The following is a 15,703-nucleotide window of genomic DNA, read 5'->3' on the forward strand; positions in this document are numbered from 1 at the left end:
TTATGTGAAAGATACAGTGTGTGTGAATGCTTTTGCTTTACATATCATGATGTGCATGATTTTTTTGACGTGAATGATTACGATTTTTAACTTTGTGAGATCCACTTAAAGGTTCGGGCTGTCCAGAAGATTGCCCTTTTTTCTCGTTTTGACGATTAGATTGATTATTGTTTTTACCCATTGTATTTTACACCTCCTCTCCCTATTTAGAATGAGAGAAGTTTGCGAATTTATACGAGAATGTTTTTTGAGAAACGGGTAAAGATAAGTAGGACTAACTCATATAGGAAGGGGAAAGTGTTATGCCATATCATAAAGATAAGCAACAGGCTTTTCAGGCCGCGCAGCAAGGGGTTGTTCAAGCGGAAAATATATTCAATAATATTGTGAAAAATGACCCGAATTACGGCCATGATTTAAAAGAGTTACGCCAAGAAGTGCAAGAGGCGTACGAACAAATTCAAAATGCACTTGAAGTAGCATCAGAAACGCAGCGTCCACAACTTGAGCAATATGAAAGTAATCTCCAAAATATTATGCGAAATGTAGATCAAATAGAAAAGTGAAAAGGTTGTTGTGAATTCAACAATCTCATTACTTTTAGTGCTACTATGCTGAAACGAAAAATTATTCTATCAATTTTTTCTTTAATTTGTGCAGTACATATATTTCAAGTGGACAAAGTGGAAGCTAAAATGTTGTTAAGAAAAGAGCTAGAGCCAACTGGCTATGTAACATGGGAAGTACCAAATAATGAAAAAATTATCGCAATTACATTTGATGATGGACCGGACCCAACTTATACACCGCAAGTATTAGAGTTATTACGTCAATATAAAGCGGAAGCGACTTTTTTTATGATTGGCTTTCGAGTTCAGCGTAATCCGTACTTAGTAAAGCAAGTGTTGAAAGAAGGGCATGAAATCGGAAATCATACGATGAATCATTTGTATGCGAGTAATTCATCAGATGAAAAATTAGAACATGATATTTTAAATGGAAAGAAATATTTTGAAAAATGGGTGAAAGAACCTTTATTGTTCCGTCCGCCAGGTGGATATATTAATGATGCTGTATTTACTACGGCAAAAAAAGCTGGGTATCAAATTGTTCTATGGTCATGGCATCAAGACCCTCGTGATTGGGCGAATCCAGGTACAGAATCCATAGTAAATCATGTTGTGAAAAATGCTAAAAGTGGAGATATTGTACTGTTGCACGATGGAGGAAGTGATCGTAGTCAAACAGTGGCGGCATTAGCAAAAATTTTACCTGAGCTGAAAAAGCAGGGTTATCGATTTGTAACAGTTTCGGAGTTGTTACGTTATAAACATTAGAGAAAATCCCAAAAGGTATACCTTTTGGGATTTTTCGTTACTGATTCTTTTTTCGTTTCTTATTATTTTGTCGCTCTGCCGGAGTTAAAGGTTCATTTGCGAACTCTTCATTATAGCCAGTTCCTTGCCCTTGGGCGGATGCAGCATTCATTCCTGAAATAATATGATTGGCTTTTCGTTTACCCATTTTTCTCACCTCTATAATGTTTTTTATAGACGAACCATGAGTCGTTCATAGCATATATGAACGTAAAGTAAAACGCTGAAAGAGTGCTTTACTTTATAGTAATAGTATTAATAAAGAGCATGGACACTATTCAAATTTAGAAAGATAAAGAAAACTTATGATAATCCATAAGTTTCTTATTATTTACTTATTTAGAAAGTTGTAATAAGATATTATCGTAAGGTATTGAAAAGTTTGTCTACATTTTATATTCAGACAAATTAGTCACGTTTAACAGGGGGGAAACATAATGGTCAAACATAATCCATTTCAATCACGTGCAACTTTTGAACTAGATGGAAAGACGTATCATTATTATCAATTGAAAGCGCTTGAAAACGCAGGGGTTGGCAACGTATCTCAATTACCATATTCCGTGAAAGTTTTACTTGAATCTGTACTTCGTCAAGTAGACGGACGCGTAATTACAGAAGAACACGTTACAAATTTAGCGAAATGGGGAACGAAAGATGTTCAAGATATCGATGTTCCGTTTAAACCATCTCGCGTAATCTTACAAGACTTCACAGGTGTTCCAGCTGTTGTAGATTTAGCTTCGCTTCGTAAAGCAATGGCAGATATGGGCGGAGATCCTGATAAAATTAATCCAGAAATTACTGTAGACCTTGTAATTGACCACTCTGTACAGGTTGATAGAGCGGGTACAGCAGACTCGCTTGCATTCAACATGGACTTAGAGTTTAAACGTAATGAAGAACGTTATAAATTTTTAAGCTGGGCACAGAAATCATTTGATAACTACCGTGCAGTTCCACCAGCAACAGGTATTGTACACCAAGTAAATCTTGAATATTTAGCACCGGTTGTTCATGCGGTGAAAAATGCTGAAGGTGACTTAGTTGCATACCCAGATTCATTAGTTGGAACTGACTCACATACAACAATGATTAATGGTATTGGTGTTCTTGGATGGGGCGTTGGTGGTATTGAAGCAGAAGCAGGAATGCTTGGACAGCCTTCATATTTCCCAGTACCTGAAGTAATCGGTGTGAAATTAACTGGTACACTTCCAAGTGGTACAACAGCAACTGATGTTGCATTAAAAGTAACACAAGTGTTACGTCAAAAAGGTGTAGTTGGTAAATTTGTTGAGTTCTTCGGTAGTGGACTAAAGAGCATGCCTTTAGCTGACCGTGCAACAATTTCAAATATGGCACCAGAATACGGTGCAACTTGTGGATTCTTCCCAATCGACGATATTTCATTAGAATACTTACGTTTAACAGGTAGAGATGAAGAACAAATTCGCGTTGTTGAAGAATATTGTAAAGCAAACGGTTTATTCTATACAGCAGATAGTAAAGATCCAATCTATACTGATCTTGTTGAAATTGATTTAAATACAATCGAATCTAACCTTTCTGGACCGAAACGTCCGCAAGATTTAATCCCGCTTTCAGATATGAAAGAGGAGTTCCATAAAGCTGTTGTAGCACCAGTTGGAACACAAGGACTTGGATTCAATGAGCAAGAGTTCGATAAAGAAGTGAAAGTTACATTGAAAGATCAAGAAGTAACGATGAAAACAGGTGGAATTGCAATCGCTGCAATTACAAGCTGTACAAATACGTCAAATCCGTACGTGTTAATTGGAGCAGGGTTAGTTGCGAAGAAAGCAATTGAAAAAGGACTTAAAGTACCTGGTTACGTAAAAACATCGTTAGCACCAGGATCTAAAGTTGTTACAGAGTACTTAGATAAGTCTGGTTTAACAACGTATTTAGATCAATTAGGTTTCCAAACAGTTGGTTACGGCTGTACGACTTGTATCGGTAACTCTGGTCCATTAGCAGAGGAATTAGAAGAAGCAATCGCAGCAAATGATTTATTAGTAACATCTGTTTTATCTGGTAACCGTAACTTTGAAGGTCGTATTCACCCACTTGTAAAGGCAAACTACTTAGCATCACCACCACTTGTTGTGGCATATGCACTTGCAGGTACTGTTGATATTGACCTGAAAAATGATGAAATCGGTAAAGATGTAAATGGTAATGCTGTTTACTTTAATGATATTTGGCCATCAGCTAAAGAAATTGAAGATGTAGTTCAAAGTGTTGTTACATCTGAATTGTTCAAAAAAGAATATGCACAAGTATTTAACAGCAATGAGCGCTGGAATGAAATCCAAACTTCAAATGAAGCTTTATATACTTGGGATAATGATTCAACATACATTCAAAACCCACCGTTCTTCGAAGGATTATCTAAAGAGCCAGGTGAAGTTGAAACATTATCAGGTTTACGCATAGTTGGTAAATTTGGTGATTCTGTAACAACAGACCACATTTCACCAGCAGGTTCAATTGGTAAGCACACGCCAGCTGGACGTTATTTACTAGAAAACGGCGTACAACCAGTCGACTTTAACTCTTACGGTTCTCGTCGTGGTAACCATGAAGTTATGATGCGTGGTACATTTGCAAACATCCGTATTAAAAACCAAATCGCACCAGGAACAGAAGGCGGATATACAACATATTGGCCAACTGGTGAAGTAACATCTATCTATGATGCTGCTATGAAGTATAAAGAAGATGGCACAGGCCTTCTAGTTGTTGCTGGTAAAGACTACGGTATGGGAAGTTCTCGTGACTGGGCTGCGAAAGGTACAAACTTATTAGGTATTAAAGCAGTAATCGCAGAAAGCTTCGAGCGTATTCACCGCAGTAACTTAGTATTAATGGGCGTATTACCACTTCAATTTAAAGATGGCGACAGCGCTGAAACATTAGGTCTTGTTGGTGACGAGTCATTTGAAATTCAAATTGACAAAACGGTTAGACCACGCGATCTTGTAAAAGTAGTTGCAATCGATGCAGAAGGAAAAGAGAAGCAATTTGAAGTAGTAGCTCGTTTCGATAGTGAAGTTGAAATTGACTACTACCGTCACGGTGGTATCTTGCAAATGGTTCTTCGTTCGAAAATCGAAGAGTCTAAAGTGTCGAACTAAATAATTGAAATGAATGATAAGGAAGCTAACATTTGTTAGCTTCCTTACTTTATGTACAGAGGGAAAGGGATGAAACCATTTGGTTTCATCCCTTTCCTTTTATTATGCAAAATTGGGGGAATGACAATGAATGAGTATAGAAGAATAATGTTGCCGTTGTTGCAAGAAAAGCTATTGCTAATTAGTGCAATTTGTAGCGGAATAGTAGCTGCCATTTTAAATTTATCCCGTCCGCTATTTATGGGGCTAATTGTAGATAACCTTATTCAGCGGGAGTTAAAAGGTGCGTATGTATATATTGCTTTGTTTGCGGGGAGCCGCTTTTTGATGTGGGTGAACAATCTGTTATTTGATTATGGAAGCTCAAAAGTAAGTCAGCGAATATTACGAGAGAAGCGTATAGATGTATTACGTCATTTTTTCTTATTACCGTTTGAAGAAAGTGAGAAGGTAAAACAAGGGGAGTTAGAAACATTAGTCGTTTCTGATATTCCAAATTGGGTAAGGTTATATGGATCTTTATTAATAGAATACATCCACGCTATTGCACAATTTATTGGTGCGTTCATAGCTCTACAACATATCGATGTACAGTTCATATGGTGGATAACCCCGTTTTTATTTTTAAGTGCAATGGTTCCAATGTTTATGGGGGGAAAGGTAAGAAATATTGCGAGTATTTCTCAAAAGAATCAATCAATTGTTGTAGAGATGGTGTCACAATTTGTAAAAGGTATACAAGATTTGCGTAGTTTACAAAAAGAGAGCTGGGCAATTGGCTTATTTAAAGGAGTGACAGTAAAATCTTATAAAACAGAAGTAAGGAAGACGATGATACAACATTGTATTGGGATAGTTGGAACGGTAATAGAAACAGGAGCATATATAGTTGTTCTTATTATAGGAGCAAAAAAAATAATAAAAGGGGATATGGAAGTCGGTTCGCTTGTGGCGGTATTAGCTACAATTGAGATGTTATTTTTCCCCGTTCGTTATGCGAGTGATTTATTGATGATGACACAAGTTGCTATTGCTTCGGCAAATCGAGTTTTTGGCTTTTTAGATATACCGGCTGAATACAGAAATGTAGAAAGAGCGATGGGAATGAAATTAACAAACGTTTCATTTCAAGAGAACGGTGAAGAGAGATGTAGAATTAAAAATATACATTTGCAAATTAATCCTGGCGAAATCGTTATTATTGTGGGGGAAAGTGGTGCAGGAAAAACGACGCTTTTAAAGTTATTAACAGGGTTATATAAACCATCTAGTGGCAAGATTACTTATTACGGTAATAAAGCTCGTATGACTACTATATGGCAGGAACCACGTTTTTTTCGAACGACAGTAAAAGAGAATATATATTTCGGGGAAGGGGGCTTAGAAAAACAGTTAGAAAAAAATATGGAACTTGTAAATGCGAAGTCGATTATTAGGAGTTTATCTGAAGGTATTCAGACTGTACTACATAAAAGCGGTGAAGAGTTTTCGGGAGGAGAGAGAAAGCGTCTTGCATTATTGCGAGCGATTGTATCAAATCCGAATCTCATTGTTTTAGATGAGCCGACTGCGGGATTAGATCCGGGCAATCAAGAAATGGTTTGGAATATGCTTAAAGGGCTAGAGGGGAATGTAACGAGAATTGTGACGACACATGATGTCGAGAGGGCGATGATAGCAGATCGGGTTGTTGTCATGAAGAATGGAATTATGGTGGAATGTGGGGATCCTAGAGAACTATTAAATTGTAAGTCATTGTTTAAAGAGATACTAATAAAAAGATAAGAGCTACATAGCGCTCTTATCTTTATTCACTCTTATTAAGTTGATACGTATAAGACTCAGGATTGTTAGTACTAAACTCTTTGACTAGAGTAAGTTGATTTGTATCCGGATTATATTTGAAAATCTTGACCGTACGTTCGCTACTTAGTGATGGATTATATTCTTGAATAGCAAATGTATTTTCAGCAATCTGAGTCATATTACTGGTGGAAACATTTTCTATGGAATCATGATTTGTAGAAATTTCAACGACTCTTTCACCGTTGAAAAATAAGAGAACGATTACTAAAATAACTAAACAAATTCGTATATAGCGAAGTTCTTTACTTATAGGATGTTCTCCCAAAATAATCATCCTTTCTATAACTATTGTATAGTAGTGGTAGTCATCGTGAAGAAACTAAGAATACCGAGACCGGCTAAAAGGATAAATGAGATTAAAGCGATAAAGAGACAAATACGCCCAACTTGCTTTTTTTCAGGATCTTTACTGAAGAGCGAGATGATCCAAGTGATAATCCCGATTGGGGAAAATATAAAACTAAGAATATATAATAGTATTTTTTCAAATAAATTCATAAAAATCCCCCTTTTTGAAAGTTCTACATGTGCAGTTTTCTTCGTATTAGCGCTGGCGTTATGTAGGAAAGTACAGAATAAACAGCACTATAAACAATCCAAGCGTCTAAGTTTTGTAAAGCTAGGTGTATATTAAATTTAGAGACGATAATGAAAAATATAAGTGGAACAGTAAAAGAAATAATAATTGCAGCCCATTTGAATGTGTATAGTAAGGCGCTAAAAAAAATACATAGTAATGGTAAAGTGAAAAAAACAAAAGTGAAAGGGTTGATAAGTAATTGTAAAATACATATCACCTCGCAAGTTTTGTATTTATTTCTAATTATATGATAAAAAGGGAAATATTTCATATGGACTATAAATATTCTAACTATTTCGACTGTGAATATTTCCAAGCTTGTCCGTATAAGCTAAAATAAGGTATATAGTATTTTGGTGATTATGTAATAAGAAGATAAACACGTAAGGGTGATATAATATGTGGCGGAAGCTTACCATTATTGTAGTGTTACTTTGTTTAGCGGGATATGCAGCTTATGAACAGTTTGGTAAAGAGGATCAAGTAATGCAAGAAAAGCCTGTCAAAAGTGAAGCTGCTATGAAAGAGATTTTCGCAAGGAACGGTATTGAAATTGGAAAGAGCGCACCAGATTTTGAATTAGCAAAGATAGATGGAACGAATGTAAAGTTATCCAATTTAAAAGGAAAGAAAGTTATTTTAAACTTTTGGGCAACGTGGTGTGGGCCTTGTCAGCAAGAAATGCCTGATATGGAGGCCTTTTATAAAGAACATAAAGAAAACGTAGAAATTTTAGCTATAAACTATACTCCTTCAGAAAAAGGAGGGGGAGAAGAAAAGGTAAGGAACTTCGCTAAAGAAAAAGGAATTACTTTTCCTATTTTATTGGACAAGAACATTGATGTGACAACAGCGTATAAAGTAATTACCATTCCAACTTCTTATTTTATTGATACAGAAGGTGTCATTCAAGATAAGTTCATTGGACCGATGACGCAAAAAGAGATGGAGAAACGGATTGCTAAATTAAAATAACGGTGAAAAGGTAGAGATGGAAAGTTACCATTTCTGCCTTTTCTTTTTCACGTAGTGATAGCAGCATGTTATGATAAAAGAAATATAAACGTTTAGAGGTAAAGGAGTGTTTGGAGTGGGGAATATATCCTTACCGTTAGATTATGTTGTAATTGATTTTGAAACAACAGGATTTAACCCTTATAATGATAAAATTATTCAAGTCGCAGCAGTGAAATATCATAATCATGAACTAGTAGATCAATTTGTTTCCTATGTGAATCCGGAGCGTTCAATTCCGGACCGAATAACAAGTTTAACAGGTATTACAAATTATCGTGTTTCAGATGCACCGACGATTGAAGAAGTATTACCTTTATTTTTAGCATTTTTACATACAAATGTTATTGTCGCTCATAATGCATCTTTTGATATGCGTTTTTTAAAAAGTAATGTAAATATGCTTGGACTACCTGAGCCTAAAAATAACGTTATTGATACTGTGTTTTTAGCGAAAAAATATATGAAGCATGCGCCTAATCATAAACTTGAAACGTTAAAACGAATGCTTGGAATTCGATTAAGTTCTCATAATGCATTTGACGACTGTATTACGTGTGCGGCTGTTTATCAAAAATGTGCAGCGGTTGAAGAAGAAGGAAAAAGAAAAGCGAATAAGGAAGTACTTGATGAAACAGCGGTATTTGAAGCAGTAAAAGAAATGCTTGTACGAAATAAACGTGATATTGAGTGGATTCGTTGTATGAATGTTGGGAGTTATTTAGATATAAAAGCCTTTTACCCAATTATAAGGTTAAAGGTCAAAGGGCGAAAGAAATATGTGTTAACAGAAAAAATGGAAGACGATGTAAGAGAAATTTGTACGAGCTTAACATACGAGGCAGCATTGAAAAGTGAGATTGGCAACACGAGAATTATGATTGACAGTGTAGAGGACATTTTGAAGCTAGAGAGCTACATTGTAGCAGAATACGATTCTGTATTACGAGCGCTGGATGAATATAGAGCAAATAAAGTAAATGCGGATGAAGAAATTAAAAAATATTTAAATACGATGGTGTAAAAAATGCCATGTGCAATATATGCGCATGGGATTTTTTATCAAAACATAAAATTTTCTTACAAATCTGATTAAAGAGTTTTTCATTTGCTCATACTATGTAATAAGAAAGCGTAGAAGAAAGGGTGAGCAACATGAGAAGAAGTCGCCGTAGATCGTTTGAAGAACTTGTAAATGAAAATAAACAACAATTATTAAGCGATCGTGATGCAATGGATCGAATTGAAAAACGAATTGAAAAACGTTATGAAATGAAACTTTTTAAGCAGGCTGAATAATTCTTAACACTAGTACGATACTAGTGTTAAGGAGGCGATAGTAATGGGTAATCCGAAAAAAAATTCAAAAGACTTTGCACCAAATCAAATTGGAACACAATCGAAAAAAGCTGGTGGCAATAAAGGGAAGCAAATGCAAGACCAAACTGGCAAACAACCAATTGTTGATAACGGTTAAAAAAAGGAGAATGTCATCATTCTCCTTTTTGTGTGTTTGGATAATATTATAAAAATATTTAAAAAGCTGACTTTCGTCAGCCTTTTTTCGTAATTGTAAAGTTTTCAACGAGTAAACGCCAATTTTGTGGGAATGGTAGACCAATCTTCCAGTAACTAATACCGCCAATGCCTTGTTCTTTCATTAAATTGAATTTACTTTGAATAGACCTCGAATCTTCAAACCAAACCTCGTGTTGTACGCCGTTTTCATCAAAGTAATTAAAATGTGGAGCTTGGGCTGTGAAATCATAGCGGATAGGAACATTGTATTTACGAGCAAGTGCAACAGCTGCGACAGAGCTAACTGCTTTTGCGGGTGGATTCCCTTGTTTGAAAGGAAGTTTCCAATCAAATCCATATAAATTTTGCCCCATCATAATTTTTTGTGGGGGCATTTGAGATTTTGCATATTGAAGTACTTCTTTTACAGGACCAATAGGGGAAATCGCCATCGGTGGTCCACCTTGCCAACCCCAGTCGTATGTCATAATGACGACGAAATCAACAATTTGTCCTTGTGCTTTATAATCGTGAGCCTCAAAAAATTTCCCTTTTTGATTTGAGCTCGTTTTCGGTACAAGTGTTGTACTTAATGTGTACCCGCTAGGTAAGCGTGTTTTCACATTTCGTAAAAAACGATTATACGCTTCGCGATCTTCAGGTGCCACACTCTCGAAATCGAAATGAATGTCTCGCATGCCATATTTTTCAGCTGTTTGCAAAATGTTAGTAATAAACTTGTTTTGAATTGTTGCATCGCGTAAAATAACCGAGGTCAGATCGGCACTGAAATTTCCATTTTCAATATTTGTAATAACGAGCATAGGGATGGTGTTACCTTGCGTTGCAATATTAGCGATTTTCGCTGTTTCCGTCGGTTCTTTTAAAGTGCCGTCTCTTTTTGCTTCAAAGCTGAAGTAGGCTAAATATGTTAAAAATGGATTAATAGCACGTGTAGCATTTACTAAACTTTCTTTTATCGGTATTGTTGAAGGCTGTAAATAAGCAATGGATTCTACTGCTCGTTTTGTTCCTTTCGGTATATATAATTGCTGTCCGACATGGAGAATAGATTTTAATGAAAGGTTATTAACTTTAGCTAAACTGGCGAGAGGGACGTTATACGTTTGAGAAATTCGATAAAGGCTGTCACCTGGCTGTACATAATAATTATTGCCTTTCGTATTAACGATAAGTGCCTGACCAACAACGAGTGTTTCGGCTGGATTTAGTCCATTGTCTTTTACAATCTCTTCAGGTGTAGATCCATATTTTGAGGCTAAACTATATACGCTATCACCGCTACGAACAGTTACAATTTGAATCATGTGCTTGCCCCTTTCGGTAAAAGATTCACTGTTTTTATTTTATTTTTGATTCCACTGTATTATGATTAAATGTATGCAAGGGAACAGAAGTGAAAGAAGGCGAATAGAAATGTTTGTAGCAGAACATGAAGTTGAAATCCGTTATGCGGAAACAGATCAAATGGGTGTTGTTTACCATTCAAACTATTTAGTGTGGCTTGAACTAGGGCGCACTAAACTTATACAAGATTTAGGATTTTCATATGTTGAAATGGAGAAAGAGGGAATTATTTCTCCTGTGTTAGACTTACAAATTTCATATCGTAAAGCGATGCGTTATGGAGAAAAAGCTATTGTGAAAACGTGGGTTGATACTGTGAGCCCGCTCCGCGTTGTATATGGATATGAAATTTATAATGGTGATGGCGAACTTTGTATTACTGCAAGCACGACGAATATTTGTGCGAAAAAAGAAGGGTTCCGCCCTGTATCATTTAAAAAATTATATCCTGAGTGGTATGCGAAATATGAGGAAATTAAAAAGAAATAAAGTGAAACTTTAATCAGTGGGGGTCTTACTACCCGCAAATAGCAGGATAAAAAAAGCGTGGCAGAAGCCACGCTTTTTTATTTTTCATAATTAAATTGAGGGAAATCATCACCGTCGTTAAGTGTAACTAATAAATTATGTCCATCGAAGAACCACTCATCATCGCTTTCAATAAAGAAGTTAATACCTTCTTCTTGAGTTTGAACAGCAGGGTGCGCAGGGTCATCTTTACGAATACCTAAAGAAAGTCCTTTTTGCACAGTACTGCAACCGCCGTATTGTACGAAAAGGCGTATTGTTTCACCCGATTGTAAGTTTAATTCGTTTTTATACCATTGTGCTGCTTCTTTTGTTACGGAAAGATTCATGTATAGTTCCTCCAAATTATGTTGCTTTTTCTTTTAGTATAAAAAATAACGCAAAAAGACGCTATTAATATGCTTCACGTTTTCTTTTTGCGTTATGTGGGTTACGATCTTATTTTTGCTTTTTTGAAAAGTTTGCTTTTGGTTCAGTTTTATTTATAATTCGTCCGATATTTGCACGGTGTTTATAAATAACCATACCTGCTAATAAACACATCGCAATAATGAAGATTTTATCCCCGCTAACAATGGATGCAATAACAGCAACGACAGCTGTTATCATAGAAGAAAGTGATACGTATCTTGTTGTAAATAAAAGGCTGAAAAAGACAACAGCTAATATTGCAAAAACAACTGGTGAATAGCATAATAGCACCCCAGCAGAAGTTGCAACTGCTTTCCCACCGCGGAATTTTGCGAAGATCGGATAGACATGTCCAAGAACAGCGGCTAATCCAAACCATAGTGGGTGAATATCTGACCCGAAAATAATCGGTAGACCTGTTGCTAATGTACCTTTTAAAATGTCAGCAATTGTTACGATAAAACCTGCTTTTTTCCCTAATGTACGGAATGTATTTGTTCCGCCTAGATTACCGCTTCCATGCTCACGAATGTCGATTCCATAACCAATTTTTCCAACGACTAATGCAAATGGAATCGAACCGAGTAGATAGGCAACGATAAATAAAAGATATGTAATAACCATGAGTTCAGTCTCCTTTATACAAATGTGTTGATAAAGGGTAAAAAGAGTTTTTCCCATTTATTGTACCATACATTTGTAAAGAGCACATTTCTTTTTTATAAATGAAAAAGTCATTAATTTTTAAAAAAACTTTCACAGGAATGTTACATTTTTCACAGGAACAGAAGAACTATATGTTGTATGATTTTAATCAAAAGACAACAACATGTTGGTGGAGGGTTATGAATGTTGAAACAAAATGTACGTGGAAAAGAATTAATGAAAGTATTTGAGACAATTATCCACGGTAATGAACAAGATTTAATGCAGGAAAATGCAAATGTAGATGGTCGATCTCCAATGGGGGTAATGGGAACGTTCGCATCTGAGAGCGCAAAGTATTATGCAGTAGAAAAATTATTATCAGATCAAGTGAAAAAAGCGATAGATCAAAATATATTATATCCACATGATTTAGATTTTTATGCAACAGGAACAACGACTTGTTCGCAAATTCCGTTAGCGCAAATGCTAGCTAACGGTTTTCATACTGGACATGGACATATGAGACAACCACAAGACATTAAAAGTGCGTTGGCGCTTTCTTCAATTATTTTTCAGGCGAACCAAAATATGCAGCACGGTGGTCAATCGTTTGCACTCTTTGATATTGATTTAGCTCCATATGTGAGAAAAACAGTAAAGAGACATAAAAAACGACTACAGTCATATCCGCTTACGAAAGAACAAATAGAGGAATTTGCATGGAAAGAAACAGAAAATGATACGTATCAGGCGTGTGAGGCTTTCGTTCATAATTCAAATAGTATGCATAGTAGGGGCGGGGGACAGGTACCGTTTATTTCTATTAACTACGGAACAGACACATCGAAAGAAGGAAGACTGTTAATTAAGCAGCTGTTAAAAGCAACGCAAGCTGGTCTTGGGAAAGGGGAAACACCGATTTTTCCTATTCAAATTTTCAAAATGAAAAAAGGTGTGAACTTTGAAGAGTGTGATCCGAACTATGATTTATTTGAATTAGCGTTAGAAACGACCGCTGAGCGATTATTCCCTAACTTTTCGTTTTTAGATGCTCCGTTTAATGCAGTGCACTATGATGGACGACCTGAAAGTGAAGTATGTTATATGGGGTGCCGTACTCGTGTTATGTCTAATATACATGGGGAAGAAACAGCAATTGGAAGAGGGAATTTATCGTTTACTTCTATTAATTTAGTGAAATTAGCGCTAATTAGTGGTTCAAAAGAAGCGTTTTTTGAAGCGCTAAGTTATTATTTAGATTTAGGCGTTAAGCAATTATTAGAGAGATTTGCTTATCAATGTACAAAGAGAGCAAGAGATTTTCAGTTCTTATATTCACAAGGTGTATGGCGCGGTGGAGAGACGTTACAACCTGAAGATGCTGTGGCACCGATTTTAAAACAAGGGACGTTAAGTCTTGGTTTTATCGGTCTTGCAGAATGTTTAGTAGCGTTAACTGGAAAGCATCATGGAGAAAATGAAGAATCGTGGAAGCTTGGATATGAAATTATTTCCTTTATGAGAGAGAGAATGGATAAGGCGATGGAAGAACATCAACTCAATTTCTCTGTAATTGCAACGCCTGCAGAAGGTTTATCAGGTAAATTTGTGAAAAAAGATAGAGAAGAATTTGGTGAGATTAGCGGTATAACGAACCATAATTACTATACGAATTCATTCCATATTCCAGTTTATTATAACATTCAAGCGATAAATAAAATTCGTTTAGAAGGACCTTTCCATGCCCTATGTAACGGGGGACATATTACGTATATTGAACTAGACGGAGCAGCTATGCATAACAAGAAGGCATTAAAGCAAATTGTGCAAGCGATGGCAGAGAATGGCGTTGGGTACGGTTCAATAAATCATCCTGTTGATCGTTGTAAGTGCTGTAGTTATCACGGAGTTATTGGGAATGAATGTCCAAGCTGTGGAAATGAAGATGAGGCTAATATAGAAAGAATTCGCCGTATAACGGGCTATCTTGTAGGAGATATGTCGAAGTGGAATAGTGCGAAACGTAGTGAAGAGATGGATCGGGTGAAGCATAAATGAAAGTTATGAATATCATTCATGATAGTGTAGTAGATGGAGAAGGGTTGCGGACAGTCGTGTTTTTTGCGGGCTGTCCGCATCGTTGTTTCGGGTGCCATAGCCCGAAATCTTGGAATGTTTGCAATGGAACTGAAATGACGGTAGAAGAAATTGTGAAAGAGATTGAAAGTAATTCATTAACAGATGTAACATTTTCAGGTGGAGATCCATTCTTCCAAGCTGCTGAAGTGAAAAAAGTAGCAAAAGCTGTGAAAGATTTGAAAAAAAATCTATGGATGTATACAGGTTATACGTTAGAAGAGATACAGAGTTCTCGAAATAATGATATGATAGAGTTGTTACAGTATGGGGATGTTTTAGTCGATGGAAGATTTGAAATCGAGAAAAAAGATTTAACACTTCCATTTCGCGGAAGCTCCAATCAACGTATTATTCGATTGAAAGAGTAAAAAGGCGGGATAGATTATATGAATAAAACAGTATTACTTGTTGAAGATGAAAGAAGATTACGTGAAATTGTTAGTGATTATTTTCGTAATGAAGGCTTTGAAGTAATCGAAGCAGAAGACGGGAAAAAAGCGTTAGAATTATTTGCAGAGCATGAAATTGATTTAATTATGTTAGATATTATGTTACCAGAAATAGATGGATGGTCTGTTTGTAGACGAATTAGAAAAGAATCAGCAGTACCAATTATTATGCTAACAGCACGTTCGGATGAGGATGATACATTACTAGGTTTTGAATTAGGTGCAGATGAGTATGTAACGAAACCATTTAGCCCGAAAGTGTTAGTAGCTCGCGCGAAGACGTTATTGAAACGTGCGGATGGAGCGGTAGGAGTATCAGAAGAAAATACTATGTCTTTAGCTGGAATAGAAGTGAATCGACTATCTAGAACAGTTTTAGTAGATGGTGAAGAAATTATATTGACACATAAGGAGTTTGAACTTCTTGTTTATTTAATGGAGAACAAAGGAATTGTGTTGTCACGTCAACATTTATTAGATCAGTTATGGGGATATGATTACTACGGTGATGACCGAACGGTTGATACACATATTAAAAAACTGCGAAATAAGCTAGGAGATAAGGCGAAGCATATCGGCACTGTTATTCGAGTAGGTTACAAATTCGAAGAATAACCTTTAAGTTACTATGCATCTCGGCTTTGG

19 protein-coding genes are annotated in these 15,703 nt (G+C 36.1%); 12 read left to right on the top strand and 7 right to left on the bottom strand.

What is annotated here, in order from left to right:
* Positions 1–37: 37 nt before the first annotated feature.
* Complete coding sequence (locus JFU20_RS24750) at positions 38–181, bottom strand: small acid-soluble spore protein P (protein ID WP_002014281.1); 144 nt, start codon at positions 179–181, stop codon at positions 38–40.
* A 121-nt stretch (positions 182–302) separates the two neighbouring features.
* Between JFU20_RS24750 and JFU20_RS24755 the strand changes: the two genes are divergently transcribed.
* A complete protein-coding gene (locus JFU20_RS24755) occupies positions 303–566 on the top strand; it encodes a hypothetical protein (RefSeq protein WP_002014282.1) in 264 nt (87 codons plus the stop codon).
* Positions 567–611: 45 nt separating this feature from the next.
* On the top strand, positions 612–1,337 hold the full coding sequence (gene pdaB, locus JFU20_RS24760) for a polysaccharide deacetylase family sporulation protein PdaB (RefSeq protein WP_002066634.1): 726 nt from the start codon (positions 612–614) through the stop codon (positions 1,335–1,337).
* Positions 1,338–1,374: 37 nt separating this feature from the next.
* Here pdaB and sspO read toward each other — a convergent pair whose 3' ends face one another.
* Complete coding sequence (gene sspO, locus JFU20_RS24765) at positions 1,375–1,524, bottom strand: small acid-soluble spore protein O (RefSeq protein ID WP_002033549.1); 150 nt, start codon at positions 1,522–1,524, stop codon at positions 1,375–1,377.
* 289 nt (positions 1,525–1,813) lie between these two features.
* Between sspO and acnA the strand changes: the two genes are divergently transcribed.
* Together acnA and JFU20_RS24775 are read left to right on the top strand one after the other, a co-directional pair.
* The gene (gene acnA, locus JFU20_RS24770; RefSeq protein WP_088031057.1) at positions 1,814–4,537 is read left to right on the top strand and encodes an aconitate hydratase AcnA; all 2,724 of its coding nucleotides are present in this window, start codon (positions 1,814–1,816) and stop codon (positions 4,535–4,537) included.
* Positions 4,538–4,606: 69 nt separating this feature from the next.
* Positions 4,607–6,322 (top strand): ABC transporter ATP-binding protein, encoded by a 1,716-nt coding sequence (locus tag JFU20_RS24775; protein WP_033707087.1) that lies wholly within the window; start codon positions 4,607–4,609, stop codon positions 6,320–6,322.
* A 22-nt stretch (positions 6,323–6,344) separates the two neighbouring features.
* On the opposite strand, the gene JFU20_RS24780 is transcribed toward JFU20_RS24775, so the two are convergent.
* Together JFU20_RS24780 and JFU20_RS24785 are read right to left on the bottom strand one after the other, a co-directional pair.
* On the bottom strand, positions 6,345–6,677 hold the full coding sequence (locus tag JFU20_RS24780) for a YmzC family protein (RefSeq protein ID WP_002066639.1): 333 nt from the start codon (positions 6,675–6,677) through the stop codon (positions 6,345–6,347).
* Between the two features lie 11 nt (positions 6,678–6,688).
* Positions 6,689–6,901, bottom strand: coding sequence for a hypothetical protein (locus tag JFU20_RS24785; protein ID WP_002033553.1), 213 nt, complete (start codon positions 6,899–6,901; stop codon positions 6,689–6,691).
* A gap of 481 nt (positions 6,902–7,382) precedes the next feature.
* Here JFU20_RS24785 and JFU20_RS24790 point away from each other — a divergent pair, with 481 nt between their 5' ends.
* The 4 genes from JFU20_RS24790 to sspN all read left to right on the top strand — a co-directional run bounded on the left by JFU20_RS24790 (position 7,383) and on the right by sspN (position 9,474).
* On the top strand, positions 7,383–7,958 hold the full coding sequence (locus JFU20_RS24790) for a TlpA family protein disulfide reductase (RefSeq protein WP_201038964.1): 576 nt from the start codon (positions 7,383–7,385) through the stop codon (positions 7,956–7,958).
* 115 nt (positions 7,959–8,073) lie between these two features.
* The gene (locus tag JFU20_RS24795; protein ID WP_016100849.1) at positions 8,074–9,021 is read left to right on the top strand and encodes a 3'-5' exonuclease; all 948 of its coding nucleotides are present in this window, start codon (positions 8,074–8,076) and stop codon (positions 9,019–9,021) included.
* Between the two features lie 131 nt (positions 9,022–9,152).
* Complete coding sequence (locus tag JFU20_RS24800; protein ID WP_002014298.1) at positions 9,153–9,296, top strand: FbpB family small basic protein; 144 nt, start codon at positions 9,153–9,155, stop codon at positions 9,294–9,296.
* Positions 9,297–9,339: 43 nt separating this feature from the next.
* Positions 9,340–9,474: an acid-soluble spore protein SspN gene (gene sspN, locus JFU20_RS24805; RefSeq protein WP_000527988.1), complete on the top strand. Its 135-nt coding sequence runs from the start codon at positions 9,340–9,342 to the stop codon at positions 9,472–9,474.
* A 76-nt stretch (positions 9,475–9,550) separates the two neighbouring features.
* Here sspN and JFU20_RS24810 read toward each other — a convergent pair whose 3' ends face one another.
* Positions 9,551–10,843, bottom strand: a complete 1,293-nt coding sequence (locus tag JFU20_RS24810) for a glycoside hydrolase family 18 protein (protein ID WP_201038970.1) — start codon at positions 10,841–10,843, stop codon at positions 9,551–9,553.
* A 109-nt stretch (positions 10,844–10,952) separates the two neighbouring features.
* Between JFU20_RS24810 and JFU20_RS24815 the strand changes: the two genes are divergently transcribed.
* Positions 10,953–11,372 (top strand): acyl-CoA thioesterase, encoded by a 420-nt coding sequence (locus tag JFU20_RS24815; RefSeq protein ID WP_000495812.1) that lies wholly within the window; start codon positions 10,953–10,955, stop codon positions 11,370–11,372.
* Between the two features lie 77 nt (positions 11,373–11,449).
* On the opposite strand, the gene JFU20_RS24820 is transcribed toward JFU20_RS24815, so the two are convergent.
* Both JFU20_RS24820 and plsY read right to left on the bottom strand, forming a co-directional pair.
* Positions 11,450–11,740, bottom strand: a complete 291-nt coding sequence (locus JFU20_RS24820) for a HesB/YadR/YfhF family protein (protein ID WP_002014303.1) — start codon at positions 11,738–11,740, stop codon at positions 11,450–11,452.
* 109 nt (positions 11,741–11,849) lie between these two features.
* Positions 11,850–12,446: a glycerol-3-phosphate 1-O-acyltransferase PlsY gene (gene plsY / locus JFU20_RS24825; RefSeq protein WP_002014306.1), complete on the bottom strand. Its 597-nt coding sequence runs from the start codon at positions 12,444–12,446 to the stop codon at positions 11,850–11,852.
* Positions 12,447–12,671: 225 nt separating this feature from the next.
* On the opposite strand from plsY, the gene JFU20_RS24830 reads away from it, so the two are divergent.
* The 3 genes from JFU20_RS24830 to JFU20_RS24840 are packed head-to-tail and all read left to right on the top strand — an operon-like array spanning position 12,672 to position 15,673.
* Positions 12,672–14,528, top strand: coding sequence for an anaerobic ribonucleoside triphosphate reductase (locus tag JFU20_RS24830; protein ID WP_002014307.1), 1,857 nt, complete (start codon positions 12,672–12,674; stop codon positions 14,526–14,528).
* A complete protein-coding gene (nrdG, locus tag JFU20_RS24835; protein ID WP_002165281.1) occupies positions 14,525–14,977 on the top strand; it encodes an anaerobic ribonucleoside-triphosphate reductase activating protein in 453 nt (150 codons plus the stop codon). The genes JFU20_RS24830 and nrdG overlap by 4 nt, the downstream gene beginning before the upstream one ends.
* Positions 14,978–14,995: 18 nt before the next feature.
* Positions 14,996–15,673, top strand: a complete 678-nt coding sequence (locus JFU20_RS24840; protein ID WP_002014310.1) for a response regulator transcription factor — start codon at positions 14,996–14,998, stop codon at positions 15,671–15,673.
* The last annotated feature ends 30 nt before the right edge of the window (positions 15,674–15,703 follow it).

The organism is Bacillus sp. TH30 (genome assembly GCF_016650875.1).
GTDB classification, from domain to species: Bacteria; Bacillota; Bacilli; order Bacillales; family Bacillaceae_G; genus Bacillus_A; species Bacillus_A mycoides.

What these genes read in the sequence shown, in the direction of transcription:
- JFU20_RS24750 (WP_002014281.1), bottom strand. Translation starts at nt 181, where the DNA reads ATGGGTAAAAACAATAATCAATCTAATCGTCAAAACGAGAAAAAAGGG.
- JFU20_RS24755 (WP_002014282.1), top strand. Translation starts at nt 303, where the DNA reads ATGCCATATCATAAAGATAAGCAACAGGCTTTTCAGGCCGCGCAGCAA.
- pdaB (WP_002066634.1), top strand. Translation starts at nt 612, where the DNA reads ATGCTGAAACGAAAAATTATTCTATCAATTTTTTCTTTAATTTGTGCA.
- sspO (WP_002033549.1), bottom strand. Translation starts at nt 1,524, where the DNA reads ATGGGTAAACGAAAAGCCAATCATATTATTTCAGGAATGAATGCTGCA.
- acnA (WP_088031057.1), top strand. Translation starts at nt 1,814, where the DNA reads ATGGTCAAACATAATCCATTTCAATCACGTGCAACTTTTGAACTAGAT.
- JFU20_RS24775 (WP_033707087.1), top strand. Translation starts at nt 4,607, where the DNA reads ATGAAACCATTTGGTTTCATCCCTTTCCTTTTATTATGCAAAATTGGG.
- JFU20_RS24780 (WP_002066639.1), bottom strand. Translation starts at nt 6,677, where the DNA reads ATGATTATTTTGGGAGAACATCCTATAAGTAAAGAACTTCGCTATATA.
- JFU20_RS24785 (WP_002033553.1), bottom strand. Translation starts at nt 6,901, where the DNA reads ATGAATTTATTTGAAAAAATACTATTATATATTCTTAGTTTTATATTT.
- JFU20_RS24790 (WP_201038964.1), top strand. Translation starts at nt 7,383, where the DNA reads ATGTGGCGGAAGCTTACCATTATTGTAGTGTTACTTTGTTTAGCGGGA.
- JFU20_RS24800 (WP_002014298.1), top strand. Translation starts at nt 9,153, where the DNA reads ATGAGAAGAAGTCGCCGTAGATCGTTTGAAGAACTTGTAAATGAAAAT.
- sspN (WP_000527988.1), top strand. Translation starts at nt 9,340, where the DNA reads ATGGGTAATCCGAAAAAAAATTCAAAAGACTTTGCACCAAATCAAATT.
- JFU20_RS24810 (WP_201038970.1), bottom strand. Translation starts at nt 10,843, where the DNA reads ATGATTCAAATTGTAACTGTTCGTAGCGGTGATAGCGTATATAGTTTA.
- JFU20_RS24815 (WP_000495812.1), top strand. Translation starts at nt 10,953, where the DNA reads ATGTTTGTAGCAGAACATGAAGTTGAAATCCGTTATGCGGAAACAGAT.
- JFU20_RS24820 (WP_002014303.1), bottom strand. Translation starts at nt 11,740, where the DNA reads ATGAATCTTTCCGTAACAAAAGAAGCAGCACAATGGTATAAAAACGAA.
- plsY (WP_002014306.1), bottom strand. Translation starts at nt 12,446, where the DNA reads ATGGTTATTACATATCTTTTATTTATCGTTGCCTATCTACTCGGTTCG.
- JFU20_RS24830 (WP_002014307.1), top strand. Translation starts at nt 12,672, where the DNA reads ATGTTGAAACAAAATGTACGTGGAAAAGAATTAATGAAAGTATTTGAG.
- nrdG (WP_002165281.1), top strand. Translation starts at nt 14,525, where the DNA reads ATGAAAGTTATGAATATCATTCATGATAGTGTAGTAGATGGAGAAGGG.
- JFU20_RS24840 (WP_002014310.1), top strand. Translation starts at nt 14,996, where the DNA reads ATGAATAAAACAGTATTACTTGTTGAAGATGAAAGAAGATTACGTGAA.